The sequence below is a fragment of the Pseudomonas sp. C1C7 genome, assembly GCF_013359595.1.
GTDB lineage: Bacteria > Pseudomonadota > Gammaproteobacteria > Pseudomonadales > Pseudomonadaceae > Aquipseudomonas.
In genome coordinates this window covers 1-22265 of record NZ_JABFMP010000032.1, presented here as the reverse complement: position 1 = coordinate 22265, position 22265 = coordinate 1, and the positions used below count along the sequence as shown (strand labels likewise).

Genomic DNA, 22265 nt, shown 5'->3' with positions numbered 1-22265 from the left:
CTCTCTTTTTATTAAAGTGCGCAGGTGCCCGTTAACACTTATCGTGCCATGTCGGTTTATCGGATTAATTTCCTTTTAAAACAGTTGGATACGTTTGTTTATGGTTGCGCGAAGCGTGCCGTGGGCGCTGACTGGAAAGCCGTTTTGCAGAAATTTATGCAGAGAATTCGCCGCTTGTTGAAAGCTCGACGTTCCATCTTCGGGGGAGCAGAACCTGTGCGGTTATCGGACAGGTAACCGGCCCGGATGATCATCAGTGGATTGACCCGAGAGGACGGCGGGGCATACTCATCGGTCACCTGACTGCCTCGCGTTGACTTTCCATGACTCGAACTCCGTCTACCAAGACCGGCCGTCCCGCCGACGAAGACTTCCTCAAGCAGATGCTAGGCCGGCACAAGCGCCTGATCGTCGACCGCGCCAGTCAGTTCGGAACCAGCGGCCTGCCCTCGGCCGAGCAATTGGCGCAGACCGTGGCGTTCGCTCCGCAGGATGGCAGTATCTGGTTGTGCGGCCAGCGCATGATGCTGATGCAAGGCTCTGCGTTCGGGTCCATCCGCCGCGAGCTGATTGAGGCTTTGGGATTCGACAAGGCACGTGGCCTGCTCACGCGCATTGGCTGGCAGGCCGGCGCCCGTGACGCCGCGCAAGTCAGCGAACAGTGGCCAGACGGTGACGACGCCAGCTTGTATAGCGCCGGGCCGCGGCTGCACATGCTCGAAGGCATGGTCAACGTCGAGGTGGTGCGCTTCGAGATCGACTCCGGCGTCGGTCATTTCTATTCCGAATTCCTCTGGCACAACTCACTGGAAGACGACGAACACATTGCCGCCTATGGCCTGGGCGGCGAGCCGGCCTGCTGGATGGAAATCGGTTACGCCAGCGGTTACGCCTCGTCCCTGCTGGGGCGGCTGGTCGTGTTTCGTGAGCTTGAGTGCCGCTCGATGGGCCATCCGGCCTGCCGCATCGTTGGCAAACCGGCCGATCAGTGGGACGACATCGATGTCGACCTGGCTTATCTGGATCCCGGTGACTTTCTCAGTCGTAGCACCTATGCCTCGGGCACCGAGACCCGCGTTGCCGAGCTTGAGGACGCCGACGACAGCAAACCGCTGGTGGGCATTTCGGCAGCGTTCGTGGTGGCCACGCAATTACTGCACCGGGTCGCGCCGACCCAGGCGACGGTGTTGTTGACCGGGGAATCGGGTGTCGGCAAGGAACTGTTCGCCCGGTCGCTGCACCAGGCCAGTTCCCGGCAGCATCTGCCGCTTGTGGCACTCAACTGCGCGACCTTGCCGGAGAACCTCGTGGAGGCCGAGCTGTTCGGGGTCGAGCGTGGCGCCTTTACCGGGGCCGAGCGTTCGCGTCCCGGTCGTTTCGAGCGGGCCCATGGCGGGACGTTGTTCCTCGACGAAATTGCGACCTTGAGCCTCAGTGCCCAGAGCAAGATTCTGCGCGCGTTGCAGGAAGGCGAAATCGAGCGCGTCGGCGGCACCGTGCCGATTCGGGTGGATGTACGGGTCATCGCCGCGACCAACCTGGATCTGCGTCGTGAAGTCGAGGCGGGGCGTTTCCGGGAAGACCTGTTCTACCGACTCAATGTGTTCCCCATTCATCTGCCGCCGTTGCGCGAGCGTCGCGAAGATATCCCGTTGCTGATGAGCTACTTTCTGCGTCATTTCACCCAGCGTCACGGACGTCGGTTGGCGGGCTTCAGTACGAGGCTGGTCAACGCGCTGCTCACGTATCGGTTTCCCGGCAATATTCGTGAACTGCAGAACCTGATCGAGCGCGGCGTGATCAGTGCCGGTGATGGCGAGGTCATCGACATCGTGCATCTGGCCGAAGTCGGCGCGCCGTTGATGGACACGGCGATCGGCCTGACTCCCGAGGGGCGGCTGTCGGCTGTCGAGCGTCGTGATGAAGTGCCCGATAAGGTGCGGGCACCCGCTTGCTCGATGGAGGAGGGCAGTGGGGCAAAAGCCATTCACGAGCCGATGCTGGAAGGCTTGCAGGCCTTCGTTTCCGGAAGTCAGCGAGTGCTGAATACACCCCTGGCAGATATCGAACTGCACCTGGTGCGCCTGGCCATGGAACGCTCTGGCGGCAACATCACGGCGGCCGCGCAGATGCTCGGCATGAGCCGCGCGCAAGTCAGTTATCGACTCAAGGGCAGTTAACGCCGTCCGGCTTGTAATACCTGCGCTGCGCCGCTAGTCACCACGCGCAGACGATAACGGCCTGGGGGCAGGCTGCGGATACTGAACCTCTACAACAACAATAAAAATGTGTAGAGGTAGCCATGAACCCGATGTACACCGCTGTGCCGCGTCCTGTGTATTGTGCTGCGAAACACCTGAAGGCCATGGGGCTGATCGGGGTGATGATGCCGTTGGCTGCGCAAGCCGACTTTGTCGAAGACAGTCAGTTGAACCTTGGATTGCGCAATTTTTATGTCGACCGCGACTTCAAGGGCGATAACCCGAGAACCTCGCGCGATGGCAGTTGGAGCCAGGGTTTCGATCTGCGCTTTACCTCCGGTTATACCCAGGGGCCGCTGGAGTTCGGTCTCGATGCGGCCGCGCAATACGCCTATCGCCTTGACGGTGGCGGCGGTCGTGGCCCGGACAGCGTCTTGCCCTACAGCCAAAGCAAGCAGGAGCAGGCCAGGGACTACGGCCGGGCAGCGCTGACCGCCAAGGTTCGCTGGTCGAAGACCGAGCTGAAAATCGGTGAGCACCGGCCGACGCTCCCGGTCGCCTTTCAGGACGATTCCCGGCAGTTGGTGACTACCTTCCACGGTGCCGTGATCAAGTCCAACGAGATAGACGACCTGACCCTGACGGGCGGGCGATTCACCGAGATCAGTACCCGCGAATCCTCCAACAGCGAAAAGATGTACCTGTTCACCAGGCCCGGCGGGCCGCGCTACCCCAGCGATGGCCTGGACTTCGCCGGCGCCACCTACGCCTTCGGTCCCAACCTGTCGGCCAGCTATTTTTACGGGCAACTGGAGGACATTTACCGGCAGCATTACCTGGGCCTGACACTCAATTCCGACCTGGGTGACGGCTACCGCCTGAAGACCGATCTTCGCTACTTCAACAACAAGGAAGCGGGGGACGCGCTGTACGGCAAAATCGACAACCGCTCCTACGGTGTCATGACCACCTTGAAAAAAGGCGGACATGGTTTCGGCGTGGGTTACCAACGCATGCTGGGCGACAGCACCTTCCCGACCCTGAATGGCTTCGCCCCGCAACCCTATCTGGTGAACTGGTCAGCCGTGGCTTTCATCAAGCCCAACGAGAGTTCCTGGCAGGCCCGTTACGACTATGACTTCGCGGCCATGGGGATGCCCGGACTGACCCTGACCACCCGTTACATTCGCGGTACCGGCATTGATCGCGGTGGTGATCTGAGTGACAGCGCTGAAAGCGAGCGCGACCTGTTCCTGGCGTATGTGATTCAGAGTGGGCCATTGAAGGGTGTGGGGATGGAGTGGCGCAACATCAATGCCCAGTTCAAGCATGGCAACGACTATGACGAAAACCGGGTGATGACCACTTACACCTGGAAGTTCTGGTAGATCGGGATGGTGGTCGCTCCGGGTAGAGCGACCTGATTGTCATGACGCCGTCGATGAAAAAATCAGAGCGGCTTGGCCAGCGTTTGCGATGGCAACTCACCGAAAGCCTGCTTGTAGGCGGCGGTGAAGTGGCTGGGTTGCGCAAAACCCCAGTGAAATGCCAAGGCCGATAGCTGCAGATCTCCGGGTTGATGCTTCTGCAATACCTTGCGTACTGCCAGCAGTCGGCAGCTCTGAATATAGCGCTGCGGGCTGGTCCCCAGGCCGTTGCGAAACGCCTGTTCCAGACTACGCCGACTCGTCCCGCTGATGCTGACCAGTTGCGCGATGTCCAGCGGTTGGTCGAGATGGGCATGGATGTAATCGATCACCCGTTTCACCGTGCCCGGCAACAGGCGACGTTGCGGCTCGGCGTGCAAGCTGGGGATCAACTGCAGCAGGTTCTCGCAAAACAGGTGTTGCACATGGGACTGGCTGGTGGGGTTTGCCAGCAAACCCGAGGCGTTGCCGGTTTCGCTGTCTACCAGGCGCAGCAGGCTGCCCAGGCTCTGCAAGGCACGATGATCTCTGTCGAACAACAGTGTCCCGGTCGGACACTGAAGCGCGTGGGTCTGATGGTGGCGTTCCAGGTGATCGACCAGCAATCCGGCATCCAGCGTAATGACGATCGCCTTGACGCCTTCATGCCAGGTGACATCCACCTCATGCCCGGGGCTGAAAACCAGCAGCTCACCTGCATTCGCCTGCAGCCCATCGGGACGACTGCTGATCGTACCTTGCAAGGGCAAAATCCCGTGCCAGCTGTTCAAGGGACTTGAGCTCACACGCACTTCGCGGCCCCACTGCGCTCCGAACAACTTCATCTGCGGCAAGGACTGCAGGGTGAAGTCGATGTCCAGGGTCCCCCGTCCGCCAAGGCTGATCCGGCGTTCTTCCAGATGGTTGTTGAGCAGCGCCTCGGCATCTTCGATGTTGCGCGAGCGCAGTACGGGCTCCGCTGCAAAGGGAATGTTTTTGGGAGGGGAGAGGCCGCCGATAGTGGTCGTGTTCATCACCGTAACCTTTTTTCTTGTTTTGTCCGGGGTGATCGGTTGGGTGGCCTGCCAATGTGTCCAGGCAGGCGCAAGCGTGCGAGTTCGTTATCTTGTACTGCAGGTTCAGGACCGGCTACTACCATGCGTCCGGCCAAGCCAGCACCTCCCGAATGCAGCCCATGATGAATCACGCTCAACCGCTTCCCCAGCTGTCCGGGAAAATAACGACGCAGGTGAATAAGCGCTTGCGCAACCGCGTTATCGGCTCACGCCCGGGCCTTCGCATACTGCCGGCTCAGCCAATAATAACAACGGAGAAAACCACCCAATGAGCCGGATGACCAATCTCTTGCTTGCCCTGCTGGTTGCCGTATGCAGCCAGGCAGCCATGGCCGCGGATGAGCGCCCGAACTTCCTGATCATCGTTGCCGATGACCTGGGCTACAGCGACCTGGGCAGCTTCGGTGGTGAAATCAGCACCCCGAATATCGACTCGCTTGCCCAGGAGGGTGTACGCCTGAGCAACTTCCATACGGCGCCTACCTGTTCGCCGACCCGGGCGATGATGCTCTCCGGTGCCGACAGCCATGTCGCTGGTTTGGGGAACATGGGCGAGCTGCTTCAGCCGTTCCAGCAAGGCAAGCCTGGTTATGAGGGTTACTTGAACGAGCGTATGGTCACGGTCGGGCAGGTGCTTCAGGACGCGGGTTACAACACTTACACCACCGGTAAGTGGCACTTGGGGCGCACCGAGGAATCCAGTCCGAAGGCCCGTGGATTTGACCGCTCCTTCATTCTGGTACAGGGCGGCGCCAGCCACTTTGATGACCAGCACGCGATCATCGCCAAGGACCCGAAAGCGATTTATCGCGAAGACGGTAAACAGGTGGAAGTGCCCAAGGGCTTCTACTCCAGCGAGTTCTATACCGATCGGTTGATTGATTACATCGACGCCGACAAAGCCAATGGCAAGCCTTTCATGGCTGTCTTGTCTTACACCGCACCTCATTGGCCATTGCATGCGCCGGATGACTGGCTGGATAAATACAAGGGGCGTTACGACGCAGGCTATGAGCCGATTCGTCAGGCGCGTCTGGAGCGTCAGAAACAGCTCGGGATCGTCGCGACCGACACCACGCCCAACACGCCAATGGCCAAGGGTCTCCCGAACTGGGACCAATTGAGCGATGAGCAGCGCCAGCGTGAATCACGCAACATGGAAATCTATGCGGCGATGGTGTCCAACATGGACTACCACATCGGTCGTCTGCTGCAGTACCTGGAAAAAACCGGAAAGCTGGACAACACCTTCATCGTGTTCATCTCCGACAACGGTGCCGATGGCAATAGCCCGATCGATCTGCCCGGTAACAAGGAATGGCTCGCCAGTGACTTCGATAACAGCCTGAAGAACCTCGGTCACAAAGGCTCCTATGCCGACTATGGTGCACAGTGGGCTCAGGTCAGTTCTACCCCGTATCCGTTCTTCAAAGGCTTCACCAACGAGGGCGGCATTCGTGCACCGGCGATCATCAGCGCGAAAATGCTGAAGAAGGCCCACCTGCAAGGAACACTCAATAGCGACGTGGTCCATGTGATGGACCTGATGCCGACCTTGCTGGACCTGGCCGGTGTTCCTGCACTGGGCAAAACCTTTCATGGCCGTCCGGTGCAGACCATCAGCGGCAAGAGCATGCGGCCGTTGCTGGAAGGTCAGGCGATGGCCCAGCGTCAGATCGGCTGGGAATTGTTCGGCCGCAAGGCACTGCGCAAGGGCGATTGGAAAATCACCTTCGTCAACCCACCTTACGGCAACGCAGACTGGCAGCTGTACAACCTCAAGAACGACCCGACCGAAAGCCGCGACCTTTCCCGCGCCGAGCCGGCAAAAATGAAGGAAATGCTGGTCGCGTGGGACCAGTACGCGAAGGAGAACAACGTGCTCGATGGCAAGTTCGACCTCAAGTATGGGTTCCAGACCTGTCTCTATGAGTTCTGCTTCAAGTAAGAGGCCAACGGCCAACATCCTGTGGGAGCGAGCCTGAACTCGCGATGGAGGGCAACGATGATGCAGGCGACCTGATACCCCGCGTTGTCCGGGCTTGCATCACGAACGTGCTCGCTCCTACAGGATTGGTGTCGTAGACCTTTTTTGCGGCCGGCGCATAGAACCTGTAGGAGCTGCCGAAGGCTGCGATCTTTCGGGCGTTGAAAAACGCAACGCGACAAACCACACAAGCAGCGCAGCAGCGCTGATCACGGCGCCCAGCAGACTGACCGCAACCCAACCCCATAACGCATAAACCTGAGTCGCGGCTGCGGCGCCCAGCGCGCTGCCGGCCGAGTAGAAGCACATGTACGCACCGACCATGCGGCTATGGGCGTCGGGGCGTGCGGCAAAAATCAGGCTCTGGTTGGTGACGTGTACGGCTTGCACGGCGAAGTCCAGAAGCATGACGCCACAGGCCAGCGCGATCAGGGATGTCTGGGCAAACGAGATGGGCAGCCAGGACAGCGTCAGCAACCCCAGCGAAATGCCGGTCACGCGTTGTCCCATGCCCTGATCGGCCCAGCGGCCGGCTCTTCTGGCGGCCAGGGCACCGGCGACGCCGGCCAAGCCGAACAGGCCGATCGCCGTGTGTGAAAGCGACAGCGGTGGGGCGCTCAATGGCAGCACCATGGATGTCCAGAGCACGGAAAATGCGGCGAAGATCAGCAAGGCCAACAGGCCCCTGATGCGCAAGGTGGGTTCGGTGACGAAGAGTCTGAAGAGTGAACCGATCAGTGTCAGGTAGGTCTCGCGTTGCCTTGGCGGTGTCGTGACGGGAATCACTTTCCACAGCACCGCCGCGATGGTCAGCATCAATCCTGAGGACACGAAGTAGACGGCGCGCCAGCCCGCGATGTCTGCAATCAGGCCGGACGTAAATCGCGCCAGAAGTATGCCCAGGACAATGCCGCTGGTGACCGTCCCGACAGCCTGCCCGCGCTGTGCCGGTGTTGCCAGGGTAGCGGCGTAGGCCACCAGTACCTGAACGACCACCGCCAGCAGGCCCATCATGATCATCGCGCCCAGCAGGGCCAGCCACTGCTGCGCGGCACCGACCGCCGCGAGCGCCACCGACGACAGCAGTAGCTGCGTCAGGATCAGCCGCTTGCGGTTCAGCAGGTCTCCCAGCGGAACGATGAACAGCAGGCCCAGCGCGTAACCCATTTGGGTGGCGGTCACCACGACGCCGATCATCGAGGGGGCCACGTTCAGGCTCTGAGCCATTGAGTCGAGTAGCGGTTGTGCGAAGTAGACGTTGGCGACTGCCAGGGCGCAGGTGATGGAGAACAATAACGTGAGCGACGGGGATAGCCCTGAAGGGTGTCTGGAGAGTTGTCGGGTGGCTGAGCGGGTATCTGCTGTCATGTTCGCCTCCATCGCGTTAAAGTGGTTTCAATAGAAAACCAGATTCCATTGTTGCGGGATCAGGTTTCAAATTGCAACCACATTGTGCAGGGCACGCAGATGGAAGAAGACAACTCGCCAGACGGCCGCGAATGCCCGGTCGCCAGAACGCTGGAAGCCATCGGGGATCGTTGGTCGCTGATGATCATCCGTGATGCATTTGACGGTATTGGCCGGTTCAGTGAGTTTCAGAAAAGCCTGGGCGTGGCCAAGAACATTCTGGCGTCGCGGCTGAAGACGCTGGTTGAGGTGGGGGTATTTGACGTAAGGCCGGCGTCGGATGGCAGCGCGTACAAGGAATACGTCCTGACGGATAAGGGGCGGGAGATTTTCCCGGTGGTGGTGAGCCTCAGGCAGTGGGGGGAGCGGTTTCTGTTCGAGCCGCAGGAGGTGCGGTCGGTGCTGCTGGATAACGAGTCGGGCCAGGCTTTGATGCCGATTGAGGTTCGTTCATCGAGTGGGCAGAAAGTTGGGCCGTCTGATTGTCATCGGGTGAAGGTTGTTGGTGGTGAGGCGGGAAGGGAGTGAGGAGGGCAGATTGATGTTGCCTGTCCGGCCGTCTTCGCGGGCAAGCCGCGCTCCCACAGGGTTTTGTGTGGTTCACAGCATTCACCATCGGATCAAAGGTCATCGCTTGTCATGAACTGAAAAAGCGTTGTCGCCAAATGAAAAATAGGCCGTCCCCCTCTCGACTTAACCTGCTCCTCACGTTCTGCGGGGCAAGCCCTGATGCCGGTCCCTCAAGCCACAGCAGGACCTGTAGCAGCTGGCTGCGCCAGCTGCTACAGGGAGCGCGTCAGGGCAAGCCCTCGCTACACAGTCCTCATTGCATTACCGGAGCGTCACATTGAACAAGAAAGATAAAGATCTCTCCCAGCAAGCCGCGATGCACACGTTGAGCCTGAACCCGGCGTTCGGTCCTCGCAGCCGCGATCTGGTCGGCACCGCGCGCATGGTCCTGCGGCAAGTGTTGAAGCAACCCGTGCACAGCGCCCGGCACATGGCGGCGTTCGGCGTTGAGCTGAAGAATGTCCTGCTCAACCGCTCGCAGCTCGCGCCGGCGGCGGGGGACAAGCGTTTCGACGAGAAGACCTGGCAGCGCAATCCGCTGTACCGTCGCTACATGCAGACCTACCTGGCCTGGTGTCAGGAAATGAACGACTGGATCAGCACCAGCAACCTCAGCGAACAGGACGCGCAACGTGGTCAGTTCGTCATCAGCCTGCTGACCGAGGCGATGGCGCCGACCAACACCCCGGCCAATCCGGCTGCAATCAAGCGTTTCTTCGAAACCGGCGGCAAGAGCGTGCTGGACGGCTTCTCGCAGCTGGTCCGGGACCTGATCGACAACAACGGCATGCCCAGCCAGGTAGACAAGACCGCTTTCGAAGTCGGGCGCAACCTGGGCACCACCGAAGGGGCGGTGGTGTTTCGCAATGAGGTGCTGGAACTGATCCAGTACAAACCCCGCACCGAGCAAGTCCAGGCGCGGCCGTTGCTGGTGGTACCGCCGCAGATCAACAAGTTCTACCTGTTCGACCTGACGCCGGAGAAGAGCCTGATCCGCTATTTGCTCGACAACGGAATCCAGGCTTTCGTCATCAGCTGGCGCAACCCGGGCAAGGCGCAGCGCGAGTGGGGTTTTTCCAGCTACATCGAAGCCCTGAAGGAAGCGGTCGACGCCATTCTGGCGATCACCGGCAGCACCGATTTGAATATCTTCGGCGCCTGTTCCGGCGGCTGCACCATGTCCTCGCTGTTGGGGCATTACGCCGCGCTGGAGGAGACGAAGGTCAATGCCTTCACCCTCGCGGTCAGCATGCTCGACATTCGCCCGGACACGCAGGTCGGGCTGTTCGCCGACGAGAAAACCCTGGAGGCCGCCAAGCGCAGGTCGTATCAGACTGGCGTGCTGGAGGGCCGCGAGCTGGCCAAGGTCTTCGCCTGGATGCGCCCCAATGACCTGATCTGGAGTTACTGGATCAACAACTACCTGCTTGGCAATGAACCGCCGGCGTTCGATGTCCTGTACTGGAACAACGACACCACCAACCTGCCAGCCGCGCTGCACGGCGAGTTCATCGATATGTACCAGCACAACCCCTTCGCCCGTGCTGGTGCGATGGAGGTTTGCGGCACACCGATCGACCTGGCGCAGGTGACCTGTGACTTCTACTGCATCGCCGGCATGACCGACCACATCACCCCGTGGGAAGCCTGCTACCGCTCCATGCATCTGTTCGGCGGTCAGGGCGAGTTCGTGGTGTCCAACAGCGGGCACATTCAGAGCGTCCTCAACCCGCCGGGTAATCCCAAGTCGCGTTTCATGACCGCCAGCACATTGCCTGAAGAGGCTCAGGAGTGGATGGATGCGGCGACTGAACAGTCAGGCTCGTGGTGGCCGCACTGGCTGGCGTGGGTACAGGCACGGTCTGGAGAGTGCAAGAAGGCGCCGCGTAAATTGGGCAGTCGGGGATATGCGGCGGGAGAGGCTGCGCCGGGGACTTACGTGCACTTGAGATAAGCCAAAACCCGATCCCTGTAGCAGCCGGACGCAGGCTTCGCCAGCTGCTACAGGTTATGGGGTGCCAGCTGAAAAAAGGGGACAGACTGATCGCTCAATCTGTCCCCTCATTGTTCGTGCCTTACACCCCTCAAAGCGCCGCCTCCGAATTACGCCCAAACACCCGGCTGTACTCATCCTTCGCCGTCTGCTCGGTAAACTCCCCGGACCACTTCGACACCACCACCGTCGCCACGCTGTTACCAATGGTGGATGAGGAGGGGGCTTTGATGGTGGTGCCGGAGACGACGCATCCGCAGGATCGGTTTACGTTGGTGAGTCAGATGCGCAGGGAGAGAAATTCGATGTCGTAACGTGCGCCCCACCTCCGCGAACGAAGGTGGGGCGTTCTCGTTACTGAACCACCAACGGTGCCGTCCTCACCGTCCCAAGCGATGACCGAATGGTAACCGTCGGGTTGTTCGCGCTCGGCACGATGGTCGTGGTTGTCGCCGACAGTCTCCAGCGACCGGTGACCGGAACGGTCGCGGTGCCCAGCGTGACCAGCCCACTGGCGGTGGAGACCTGAACGGTGATGGTGTTGCCGACCACCGCCGAGGTTGTCCCGGAGAGGTCCCAGGTGTAGCGGTTGTTGGAGCGTGACCGTGCTTCGGCGGTGGTCACCACCAGGTTTTCCTGGGTGACCTGAGGGGTGACTTGCACGGTGACGGTGGCCGGTGCCGAGAGCGCGCCTAGCGAATCGCGGACCTGGTAGGTGAAGGTGGTGGTGAAGGCACTGGTGAAGTTCTGCGGTGCGGTGTAGGTCACCACGCTGCCGTCGGTGCTGACAGTGCCCTGGCCGGCCGCCGGCTGGGACAGGATGATCACGCTCAAGGGCGCGTTGCCTTCGGGGTCGGCGTCGTTGAGCAACACGTTGAGCGTCAGCGTTCCGCCCTGGGTGGCCGCGGTGTCGTTGTTGGCGACAGGTGGCAGGTTGGGGCTGACGTTGACCGTGACCGTTGCCGGATCCGACGCGAGGCCTTTGTTGTCCAGGGCGATGTAGCTGAAGGTCGCCTGCAGCGGGACGTTGGTGGCCGGTGGCGTGTAGGTCAGGTTGGTGGTGCCGTTGAGCGCCACCGTACCCTGGCCGGCCGCCGGTGGTACGAAGCTGCCAATGGTCAGCGGCGTGTTGTTGTCCGGATCGCTGTCGTTGGCCAGCACGTTGAGGGTGATCGGTACGCCCGAGCTGGTGCTGGCGGTATCCGCCACGGCCAGCGGTTTCTCGTTGTCGCCAGGCACATCGACGATGCCGGCGACGGTCACCGGTTCGCTGTCCGAACCGCCGGCAGCCGATTTCACCGTAACGCTTTCCGGTGGCTGGGCCACATCATTGACCACCAAAGTTCCGCTGACCGGCAGAGGGCCGTAGCCCTGGGCGACCAGGCCTGGGTTGACGACCTTGTCGCTGGAGGTGGCGGTGATGGTCAGCCGGTGGTTGGTCGGGTCGTATCGAGCGGTGCTGACTTTCACCACATCGACTGGCGTGCGCGATACCGAGGTGGCTTTGTTCGCGCCACCCAGTTCGCTGGCGGTCAGCACCACCACCGAGGGCGGGGCGCCTGCTGTCGCGAAGTGGGTGTGGAAATAGCCGTTGTTGTCGGTCAACAGGTTCGCGCCAGGCAGGCATGGGCCCGGTGGCGTGCCGGTGAGGGTGAGGGTAGTGCGGTAGCACACCGTCGAGGCAGCCGGCGTCACGGCCTGGGTAGTGCTGTTGGTACGGAACGAGTCGGCAAAGATTTCGACCAGCGAGCCGTTGCTGTCACGCTGATAGGTGACACGCTCCACTTCCACCGGCGTCTGGGTGCGGTCGTCGTAGATCTTGCCGGAGATCGAGAACAGGTTGGTGCGCAGAGTGCCGGCGGGACCGGAGATCTCGATGTAGTTCTGCGGATTGCCCTGGTCATCGAGGACCGGGCTTCCGCGCACCTGCTCGGCGATGTTCGGGTCGCCGACAAATTTTTCCTGCAGCCCGGTTTCCGGGTTGGTCTCGGTGAAGTAGCGGGCGATTTCCGTACCGGCTTCATTGGTCAGGCTATTGGGGGCCGACGCGCTGTACAGGTACGGCCCGATGGCACCCTGCAAAGCCCCTGAATAGTTGAGCGGGGCGATGCCGATGTCACTGGTGTCATTGATCGCCCGCCGTCCGGGCGTGGCAACGACGTACACCTTGGTTCCGTACGGATGGCGCACGGTGTACATGCCTGCGGCAGGCACTGCGGCGCGGATCCGGATGCGGGCGAAGTTGTGCTGCTCGCCATCGATGATCTCGCCTTCGCCGGCCACCGCTTCCAGGGCGGCGACGTACTGCTCGATGCCGAAGGTTCGGTCGCCGACGCTGGCGTCTGCGGTGAACCAGAAGCTTTCGCCTGGCCAGTTATTGGGGAAGACGATGGGCTCGGCGGGGTTGAAGCCGCCTTCGGCGGGAATGGTGCACATGTAGCCCGGGGCGTCAGGGGTGCCCGGCGCGCGGGAGCTGGTGGTCTTGGAGAGGCAGAGCTCCAGCTTCACGTTGTTGAAGTCCTGGTACCACATCGGGAACCGGCCGGTGGAAAGGGTATACGGACCCGGGTCGAAACTCTGCAGCGCGGCGTGGGCACCGCCTGCCATGGCGACGGACAGGCTCAGTGTGTTGAAGATGAAGCGTGGCCACTTGTTCATGTTACCTCCTGGCTCTTGATCCGAATTCGGATGGGTCACTGGACGATGACCACTTCTTCTGTATCGCTGCCGCCGTTGGCCGACGTCACCCGTATGGTCGCTGGCGGCACGGTGCCGGCATTGGGCGACAGGGACTTGTCGGCACCGCCCGACAGCTCACCGATCAGCGCTCCGCTCTTGCCCGCGTAGGCGGTCAGGTTGGGCGGCGTGATGCGGTCGCTGGTCGAGGCCTCGATGGTCAGTCGACCGGTGCTGCGGCTGTATTCGGCGCGGCTGATGGTGACCAGATCGGTCAGTTGCACGGGCACAGTGGTCGGGGCAAGGAGGGTAGGGATCGCCAGGTGGTTGTCGGCGGTCACTTGCAGCGTCGACGGTACCGACGGGTTGACGGTCGACTGGCCGTACCAGCTGCCGGTCGAATTGGCTTCGGTCATGGTCACGGTCGCACCCGAGCTGTCCAGGAAGTTGACCGTCCCGGGCGGCGGCGGAGCCATGGTGAACACATCCTGATGCGCGACCACGCCACCGCCGGAATTGCCCCGCGAATAGCTGGCGCGCTTGACCATGGCCGGGGCCGGCAGATCCACGGTGCTGAGCTTGCCGGACACGGAGAAGGTGTCGCTGCGGGTGTCGATGCCGTTGGGGCCCTGGATACGCAGGTAGTTGGTGTTGAACGGACTGCCGGTCACCAGCTCCTCGATGTTCGGGTCGCCGATGTATTTCTCCTGCTGGCCGGTTTCCGGGTTGGTCTCGGTGTAAGGGCCATTGACGCTGCGCAGGAACGGCCCGATGTCGCCCTTCAGCGCGCCGGTGTAGTCCCCGGATGGACCGATGCCGATATCGCGCGTCATGTTGATCGCCCGGGTGCCGCCGGTGTCGGCGAACTCTTCGGGCGTGACGTTGAACACGTCGACGCCATAGGGGTGAGTGACGGTGTAGACGCCCGCGACGGGCACATCCACGCGAATGCGCACACGGGCGAAGCTCAGCTGGTGACCGTCCGCGACCTCGCCGTTGAACGCCGCTTCGATCGCCGCCCCCCAGGTCATGTCGATGCCACTGGCGGCGTCGGTGATGGCGGCATCCGCGGCGTACCAGAAGGTTTCATCGGGATAGTTGGTCGGGAAGACGATGGGTTGGGTGTCATCGAATTCGCCGGGTGCCGGGTTGAGGACGCACATGTAGGCCGGCGCGCCGGGCGTTGGCGCGGTGCGGGAGCTGACCGCCTTGCTCAGGCACAGATCGAGGATTCGCCCGTGGGTGTCCTGATACCAGGCGGCGTAACCGGTCTTGTTGCCGCTATCGAGGGGGTAGGGGCGCTCGCCTGGAACGCCCGGGTCCACGGCGTAAAGTGCTGCCTGCGCGGCCCCGCCACCGAGTGACGCCAGCAGGATCGAACTTGCCAGTAGGGTCAATCTGTTGTGCATGATTCAATCCTCTTGAAATGACGCAGGCTGGGGGTGCAGCGCGGTCGAAAGGTTCTGAATCGGCATCAGCAACGTTCGTGCCTGTTTAATCCTTTGGAAGTTGTCTTGAAAATGTCATGAACGGATTAACCCAGTCGAAATTAGTTGGTCAGGTGTCGGCTTGGGTAATGGAATCTGCGGTGTCAGGGCGCTGGGCTGTGCTCCGGAAATAATGAAAGGATCTGGTTTTTCATAAGGCGATTTTGATGCTGTGTTCCCCTTTTACTGCGCGGAAACGGTGTCTGGTACTTGCCTCGATAGAAGTGTGACAAAGTATGTCGAGGGATGCGGAATTCAGTTAAATTCAATTTCCGGGGGAACTTCGTGTTTGTCGAATTAGAGGCTGGTGGGGGAAATCACCCACTGGTGGGGAACTTGAATTTAGCTGTAGGCCACGTCTTTATGGGGTCTGAGCTGTTTCACTATTAATATTGTAATTTGCGGCCGCCAACTAAATTCCCGAATTTTTGTTATCGAGAGCATCTCCATGACTGTTAATCGCGCGTGCGGGAGTCATGCAGGTTATTCATACACACTTTGAAATAGGTGAGTGATGAGCCTGCGCCGGCGGCTGCGCAGTAGCGGGGAAATTCAGGGGGCACCGTCGCCTCCCAGGCGCGTCGGTGCCCGTTACCTGCAAAGGCATTCGACTCTGGTAGATTGCAGCCACTAACTGCCTGCCCGAGACCCGCCCACCATGAGAATCATCCGCAGCAAAAACTTCACCGCCACCCGCGCCTGGGGCGCCGACTTTGGATGGCAGAAAGCGGCCGTTCTCTGCCGTTCACGACAGGCTGAAATCGACCGATTCTGTTGAAAAAGTCGGTATATCCAAGTCGCTCGAATATTGATGTGCAAAAACACCTCTTTTGTACGCTGCTGCTTGAAATCTGAGCCCTGAACCTTCTGCCCAAAACTCAGATTTCAATCTCAGACGCGTACTTTTCTGCTGTGAAAACCGCATCCGACTTTTTCAACAGAATCGACCCAAAGCGGCCTTTCAGCATCCAGGTCAGATATTGTAATTACTGGGGAGACGGCAGATCTCAACCTGTCATACAGGCGGAAAGTCTTCATACGATTTTGGGAGGTATCCCCAAATTCTCAGAACGTCGGCGCGCACGTCAAACTCGAATCCAATTTGTGCGACCACCTTCGATATTTCGTCTGTATGGTCAATGGTTTTACATGCAAGCAGCCGTCCTTTAGAGGGGACTGCTTCCGACAAGCCAATGTCGAACCATTCGACGGACGTAAATGGAAACGGCAAATGGTAAAACCACTCGACATCCCACTCTGAGACATATCCTGTGACGCACTTGGATCGGTAGGACGGACGCCACCCCTGAATCTCGCGGAAATGGTTGATCAGCTCATCCCACTTGGTATTGTTCGATGCGCTTGCCAAGTTTCTTGCAGTCACGGCAGCATGGATTTTCTTCCGTGTTGCATCATCATGGCCCGCGTCGGCCCTTGGTAGTTCGCTCAAATTCAGTCCTATCGAATTTTTAGTGTTCAAGAATGAATGATTGCTTCTGGGCGATTACCACCAGGGAGAGAGCTGCTGTTGATCAATTACTTTCCCATTGCTCACACAACACGCTCTACATAGTCGCTGCCGAGAAGTCCTGTCGTAGCTAAGTTTCGAAGCTTTTGCGCCAATTCTTCTCGCTCGGCCTTTGAGGTGACCGGATCGACAATTTGATATTGGTGATCGCACCACATGTCAATCTGATTTAGCCAAAAACTCTGTGCAAGCGGCTCAGTGTCAAACCGTGCCAGCAAGTACGCCACCTGCTGCCAACCGGGCCTCAGTTGAAGTATTGCCTGGCGGCGTACTGTCGACAGTTGATGCCAGTCTCGATCTAACTTGGCACCTGTTCCAGAGGTCACTAATGTCCAAGGTAGCTTGTCCAACTGAGCGACTGCAGCGAAGAACACTTTATCCGACGGATCGTCAAGTGCCGCAAGCAATTCAGGCACTTGGTTATCGCCAAGCAGGCGCACAGCCGCTTGCCGCACGGTGGGATATCGGGAGTGTATTGCTTCTGTTAGCCACTGCTTGTCGAGAATGACGTTAAGTTCGGTTGCCAAGCCAATAACGCCAAGCCATTCCCGTTTGAGTGAGGGAAAGCCCTTATCCATTTGCTCCGTCAGGATCGCGTTTGCATCTATGTGATGACGTTCTGCTACCCAGCGGGCCAAACTACGGATCGAGGGCGATGCATCCAGTAAGACCACGCGTAACAATGGCTGCGGATCTTCGAGCAACGGTAGAAGTGCGCGCAACACACAGACGCGCACTTTGGCGCCTGGTCGTGATAGGGCTTCGAGTAGCAGTGGTGAAGCTTGTGCGGCTGGTAAATCCTCGCAAGCTGAAACGGCTGCTAACCGCACGTTTAGCTCACGATGTGCCAACGCACTCCTCAGGAGTTTTTCCGGACCGGAATCTTTTTCCAGCAAAAGCTCAAACAGATAACACGCAGCTTTACCCTGTCGTGCAAGGAAGTTGGCATAGACCTCAGACTTGATTTCGGGTGACTGCAGTACAGTGCGGGCAGCTTTGAGCGTCTGCCCATGGTCGGCCCTTCGACGCGCAGCCAAGGCCATCAGGGGCTCCAGTGCAAACAATAGCGCTTGAGCATGGGAGTCAGTTATATAGTGTTTTAGTCCGGCCAACGCCAAATCGCGTATCTGGGGGACCCAGTCATTCAGACGCTCTATCAAAGCGACTAATGCTTCAGGAGACGGGTGATTGCACAACTCCCTGACAGCGACTTCACGAATGAACCCGTTGTAGTGAACAGTGAGCTCTATCCATGTTCCGCTGCGCTCGGCATTCCCCAGCAGTTCCGTCGCTTCGTTTCGCCGATGTTCAATCCATGAGGAGGCAGGTGTCTGCTTGGTCTTCAGCCTATCCAGCCATTCCCTTATAAAATTCACTTTCTAGTCCTTTCTTTATGCTCGTACGTGCTGCATTGCTAACACTTTAATCAATTTTCCGAATCGACTGGAGTGAGTTCGGAGGGGCGGGCCTCGACCCAAAGCAGACGGTGGGTCTAGAACTCAAAAAACACATGACTGCACATCTTTTCGCTTGGTATCCGTTACTCATCCCATCCTAGCTCTGTGTAGGACATTTGGTCTTGCTCGGGGAAGTCTGTCTGGTATTCACCCCATGCCATGAAGGAATAGTATTTGGTCATCGCTTCGAAGTAACTGTCGGCTTCGACCGTCCAGATTAGCTTAGAATTTGCTGCAAGGAGATTGCGCGCGTCATCACCATGAACGCCTGCTAGACAGAAAAGTTGGCAACCATCGGGTTCCAGCCAAAGTTCATGTTTCATATTGATAGCTCATTTTGCCTTTTGCTCGAAAGATAAGTTGAGTGGCCACTGCTAGCCGATTTCAGTATGTCACGAAGGGCTGCAACCGACCCAAAGGAGACGTAGGTTCTTCGAAGGGGTCTGGTGTTTAGCAGTTTGTAACGTTATACCTTGGTAGCGAGCTTCCGCCACTCATCGAAGTTAGACTTCGCGGGTATAGCCCGATCGCTTTCGCCACCACCACTAAGCTTTCTCATGCCAAGTGATTGAACTTTTGATGCCTTTTCAAGTAAATCTGAAAGGGACTTCCAGAGCATTTCGACGATTTTCAAGTCCGGTACGACGCCTCTATGCGCTAGGTCATTACGCCTTTCACGCGCGAGACTAAGTGTCTTCTGACATTCTCTGCTAATTATCTTTGATAGTCGTAAAAGTTTGTGTTTTGAAGAAACCTTGTCAAGGCCAGGGCGTTTTTTAAGCTGCGTATGGCACGAAAGAACACGAGCGGAGAGGCTACTCTTGTCCTTAACATATAACTCTGTCCATAGGTGCTCTGTGATTTGTTCTACTGCTATCCAAAGACTATTGAGTGCGTCGCTGCTATTTCTATATCCCATGGCGGTGTAGCCATTCAAAAGAAAAAACGGTGAGAGGTTATGGATGGCGTTAACAACTTGTTGGCCTTGACTGTAAGCCGCTTGTATCTCCGTCACCATCAACACTCTTGGTGTTCCCAAAGGATGGAGCCGGTCGCTTATGGCTGCCCAGTTCAACCGCAGTTGGGTATGCAGGGATGATGTGTAGGCAAAAAGCCTCAACTCGTCCTGCAACATGCCAATGACGAGAGCATCTGGATGAAGCACCTCCGCATGGACGCCACCCAGTAAAAGACTACAAAGTATCTCGTTTAGTTTGCTAACTCCGTCAGCCATGGTTGGAAAATCCCCGCACTGGGGAATCGCTATTGCCCCGTCGTAACTGATAAGTGCAGGTATTCCGCTCAAAGTGCCTAACGGGAGGGATGTAACGACTTCCGCAAGTTTATTGCCGTCGTATGAGTTTGTATTGATTTGATCAAGGGAGATATTCAAGCCCGAGTTTTGATCACGATGGACTGCCGTATATGGACGCAGATAAGCCATCCACGCTGGATTGTACGAAGGAACGCTTGGTACGGGCGGCGTATATTCCGGCGGCGCCTCTTCCTGATTAATCCAACCATCCTGACACCAAACATGTGAATCGCTGGGCTTCGGCTTAATGGTTTCTGATAGTGTTTTTGGAATATTTCGGTTGTTCAGTGCCCAAGGATCAACATCATCCTCAAAAGCATAGATTGCTCCCGTTTCCGTATCTTGGTAGTGCTTCATCTGATTTCCGCCCTAGCATCCAAAAAATTCACAAAAAAACCTCGCGTTTAGGTTGAGCGTGATGGTGTCATAGGCGGTGCGGTTATGCTCAAGTAAGCGGAGAGTTAAATTTACTCTTCGAAAGGTCCGCTTCTGGCCGGCAGCCGCCCTGGACTGATTCCTTCTAGACCCTGATCCGACAATCTATCGGGATATCCTTTGGACTCGGACGCCAGCGCGGAGCGCCAACTAGACCGGGCCTCACCGGCAACCGCAGGTGACAAGGGACCTGGCACTTTCATCATATGTCGGAAGCAGGCAATGAAACGAACTTGCCAATGGCCGCTTCCGTACCCTGTGGCGCAACCACAAAGTCAGCCAGATCAATCTCCCACCATGTTCCTTGCAACTCACTGCTCAGTGTCGAAATCGAAAATGCATCCCCCTTGGGATATTTGGCCTCTTCCCACTGCTGTTTGATATCCACAATCGAACTTTCATTCAACCAATAGGCATAGATGCGAATGGTTGGTGTCGCATCAGGAAGGCTGAGCGGATCAGGCTGCCCACTACCTTGACGATTCCGTTTTAGAACTGAGGGGTCCGTATGCAGCTGAAATTGGATAACAGCCTGCTGTTCTTCATCAGTTCGTGCATACACGAATTGAGCATTAAGCAGAGGCAAGTAATCCCACGCCCACTTGCTCGAAGGTTTGGTGGCAGACCGGCATGGACGGTCAAAATTGATGGGGTCCCAGAACCAGAAGCCCGCTCCGAATTTGGCAGCCATTTCATCCAGAGCAGGTAGAAGGCGTCTGTAGAACCCTGCCAGTAAGCGATGAGAGCTCTGTACCTGATTTACGAGAGAAGCGGCTTGTTCGCGAGTCATGTCCACTGTACTAAATCTTCCTTTTCTAAAAATTGTGTAATCGGCAGAAGGGCGGCCCAGTCTTGGGTGCTGGCGCTTGGCGTTGGTATTTTTGCAATGGCCGTCCAGCTTTGAACAAGCTCAAGCTGTTTGCGGAAACTTTCGCCTTCATTACACAGCGGCAACAGGTCGCTGAACGGCATGGTATCGCTCACCATGCCGAACAATCGAAAAGCTTCGAACCAGTCTTGGAATACGCGCTCATCCCGACTGTCTGCCAGATCCCGGATGAGGCCGAGCCTTCTCAGAAGTTCTGGCCAATCCAGACACACCACACGGAGGCCTATCGATGAAAACTCTCTTTCGAGCTTATCTGCCGAATTCCTCCATTTGGGATGATTGCGACCTAGGGCAAGAAAGATGATTTGTTTTGGCTCGTCGTTTTGTCTGTGAAGGGCTTGGACCTCCGCTCGCCATTGCCTGGAGGTCTGCATACCACCAAATGGCGGCTTCACTTCGATCAGCAGGCGATGATGGGGATACTCGATCAACACATCTGGTTCGACATATCTGCGACCTTCACTTTCACTATCACTCAACCTTGGCCAGAACTGAATATCACTCAACTGTCCAAGATCGCCCGCGTATGCGTTGCCGAGCAGGGCGCGTAGAAACGCATCATGGACACTGTCAGACAAATAAGGCATGCGCCCAAACAGCACACTCGTCAAGAGATCTTCACGTTTGCGAAACAAGGTGCGCCAACTTAACTGGTGCCCATCAATCTCAACGCGGCCTGCCTTCCCGTGCAGAATTGCCGTTAGCACTGGCTGCCCTCGATTTGAGGGGCAATTACATTAACCGCCAAAACGCGCATAGACATAGAACCTTCCACTCCAAGAAATAGATTCGCATCGAGCTTCTACCCAAGCCCACATTATCTCAGCAACGTACTTTCCCCACTGAAGAGCCACGCAAAAGGATCTCAAACACCAATGCACCGTCCTTTCCGAAGAAATGTTTCATCGTACATGTGAAAACAGGAACGCGGCTCACAGGGAATCTAGGCGACGAATTATTAGAGCTACCGATCAAGGCACAATGAATCGCCTCGGCATTCATAGACGCCGCGATCAACCCGCTTGGGGGATATTGTGCGTTCGCTAACGTCCGCTTTTGGCCGTTTTCTGCCTGTCGCGACCGGCTGAAAACGACCCGACAGTCGGCTCAGATTCAGATTGAGCAAGTCGGTCGCTCACCCAATCGCTCTACCAACCTTACAAGATAACCGTCGGGATCCTGGACGATGAATTCGCGTTGGCCTACTTCTACATTTTCAGCCCGATACCAGGTGTCTTTGCATTCTCGATAGAGTGGGAATCCAGCCTGATCAAGTTCTTGGATGATGGGTGCGACAGCCTCAACATCAATCTGTAGGTTGATGCCTCTTCCAAACGGCTTTGTCAACGGCGCAGTCAGCCATTGACCCGCGTCCGAATCAACCTGTTCAAGCATTATTTGAGCACCCTTCAAATCAAGGTATGCAAATCCATTTTCCAGGCGTTGATAAGCTACTTTGAACCCCAGAAGAGAAACCCAAAAAGCCAGGCTGCTATCCAGGTTTGTGACCATTAACTCCGGTACCAGTTTGTTACGTTCGAACATGAGATGACTTCCATTTCAAAAGGCTCGTTTTGGCGGGTGGGCAGGTTCTGCGCCGTTGGCTTCGATACCAGGACGGGAACGTGGCGAGCGCGATGATGCACCGTCGGGTGGAAATTATCGAGTCGCGTGGAGTGGCAGCTAATGGCCGATTCTGTTGAAAAAGTCGGCCATGGTTTCCTCGGCAGAAAGTACGCGCGTGAGATTGAAATCTTTGCTTTGGGCGGAGGTGTCCGGACTCCGATTTCACGTAGGAGCGTGCAAAAAAGGCGTTTTCACCGATCAACGATGAGACC

Annotated in this window: 16 protein-coding genes and 2 pseudogenes; 6 read left to right on the top strand and 12 right to left on the bottom strand. The window is 57.8% G+C overall.

The features are described from left to right. The first annotated feature begins 323 nt into the window (after nt 1–323). Both HNO86_RS22945 and HNO86_RS22940 read left to right on the top strand, forming a co-directional pair. Nucleotides 324–2180, top strand: coding sequence for a sigma-54-dependent Fis family transcriptional regulator (locus tag HNO86_RS22945; RefSeq protein WP_175379213.1), 1857 nt, complete (start codon nt 324–326; stop codon nt 2178–2180). Nucleotides 2181–2365: 185 nt separating this feature from the next. Then, entirely contained in the window at nt 2366–3589 is a 1224-nt protein-coding gene (locus HNO86_RS22940) for an OprD family porin (protein ID WP_175379256.1), read from the top strand. Nucleotides 3590–3651: 62 nt separating this feature from the next. On the opposite strand, the gene HNO86_RS22935 is transcribed toward HNO86_RS22940, so the two are convergent. Then, complete coding sequence (locus HNO86_RS22935; protein ID WP_175379212.1) at nt 3652–4641, bottom strand: AraC family transcriptional regulator; 990 nt, start codon at nt 4639–4641, stop codon at nt 3652–3654. Between the two features lie 310 nt (nt 4642–4951). On the opposite strand from HNO86_RS22935, the gene HNO86_RS22930 reads away from it, so the two are divergent. Continuing rightward, the gene (locus HNO86_RS22930; RefSeq protein WP_175379211.1) at nt 4952–6631 is read left to right on the top strand and encodes an arylsulfatase; all 1680 of its coding nucleotides are present in this window, start codon (nt 4952–4954) and stop codon (nt 6629–6631) included. A 117-nt stretch (nt 6632–6748) separates the two neighbouring features. Here HNO86_RS22930 and HNO86_RS22925 read toward each other — a convergent pair whose 3' ends face one another. Then, nucleotides 6749–8038, bottom strand: a complete 1290-nt coding sequence (locus HNO86_RS22925; protein ID WP_175379210.1) for an MFS transporter — start codon at nt 8036–8038, stop codon at nt 6749–6751. Between the two features lie 99 nt (nt 8039–8137). Here HNO86_RS22925 and HNO86_RS22920 point away from each other — a divergent pair, with 99 nt between their 5' ends. Then, entirely contained in the window at nt 8138–8605 is a 468-nt protein-coding gene (locus tag HNO86_RS22920) for a helix-turn-helix domain-containing protein (protein ID WP_175379209.1), read from the top strand. Nucleotides 8606–8924: 319 nt separating this feature from the next. After that, complete coding sequence (gene phaC / locus HNO86_RS22915) at nt 8925–10601, top strand: class II poly(R)-hydroxyalkanoic acid synthase (protein ID WP_175379208.1); 1677 nt, start codon at nt 8925–8927, stop codon at nt 10599–10601. A 130-nt stretch (nt 10602–10731) separates the two neighbouring features. Here the strand turns inward: phaC and HNO86_RS22910 are convergent. After that, nucleotides 10732–10854, bottom strand: a pseudogene (locus HNO86_RS22910) (C4-dicarboxylate ABC transporter); the annotation flags it as partial. Between HNO86_RS22910 and HNO86_RS30335 the strand changes: the two are divergent. After that, a pseudogene (locus HNO86_RS30335) lies at nt 10853–10954 on the top strand (GntR family transcriptional regulator); the annotation flags it as partial. The pseudogenes HNO86_RS22910 and HNO86_RS30335 sit on opposite strands and share 2 nt — an antisense overlap. A 40-nt stretch (nt 10955–10994) precedes the next feature. Here the strand turns inward: HNO86_RS30335 and HNO86_RS22905 are convergent. From HNO86_RS22905 to HNO86_RS22865, 9 genes are all read right to left on the bottom strand, one after another. Next, complete coding sequence (locus HNO86_RS22905) at nt 10995–13298, bottom strand: Ig-like domain-containing protein (protein WP_175379207.1); 2304 nt, start codon at nt 13296–13298, stop codon at nt 10995–10997. A 35-nt stretch (nt 13299–13333) separates the two neighbouring features. Then, nucleotides 13334–14725: a hypothetical protein gene (locus HNO86_RS22900; RefSeq protein ID WP_175379206.1), complete on the bottom strand. Its 1392-nt coding sequence runs from the start codon at nt 14723–14725 to the stop codon at nt 13334–13336. Between the two features lie 1093 nt (nt 14726–15818). After that, complete coding sequence (locus tag HNO86_RS22895) at nt 15819–16253, bottom strand: DUF6678 family protein (protein WP_175379205.1); 435 nt, start codon at nt 16251–16253, stop codon at nt 15819–15821. A 101-nt stretch (nt 16254–16354) separates the two neighbouring features. Next, nucleotides 16355–17707 carry a PBS lyase gene (locus HNO86_RS22890; protein ID WP_175379204.1) on the bottom strand — a complete coding sequence of 451 codons (1353 nt, stop codon included), beginning with the start codon at nt 17705–17707 and terminating at the stop codon, nt 16355–16357. Between the two features lie 164 nt (nt 17708–17871). Beyond that, complete coding sequence (locus HNO86_RS22885) at nt 17872–18111, bottom strand: hypothetical protein (RefSeq protein WP_175379203.1); 240 nt, start codon at nt 18109–18111, stop codon at nt 17872–17874. Between the two features lie 143 nt (nt 18112–18254). After that, nucleotides 18255–19460, bottom strand: coding sequence for a hypothetical protein (locus HNO86_RS22880; RefSeq protein ID WP_175379202.1), 1206 nt, complete (start codon nt 19458–19460; stop codon nt 18255–18257). Nucleotides 19461–19740: 280 nt separating this feature from the next. Further along, on the bottom strand, nt 19741–20334 hold the full coding sequence (locus HNO86_RS22875) for a hypothetical protein (protein ID WP_175379201.1): 594 nt from the start codon (nt 20332–20334) through the stop codon (nt 19741–19743). Then, a complete protein-coding gene (locus tag HNO86_RS22870; protein ID WP_175379200.1) occupies nt 20325–21134 on the bottom strand; it encodes a hypothetical protein in 810 nt (269 codons plus the stop codon). Before HNO86_RS22870 ends, HNO86_RS22875 begins: the two co-directional genes overlap by 10 nt. A 406-nt stretch (nt 21135–21540) precedes the next feature. Further along, on the bottom strand, nt 21541–21972 hold the full coding sequence (locus HNO86_RS22865; RefSeq protein WP_175379199.1) for a VOC family protein: 432 nt from the start codon (nt 21970–21972) through the stop codon (nt 21541–21543). Nucleotides 21973–22265: the final 293 nt, after the last annotated feature.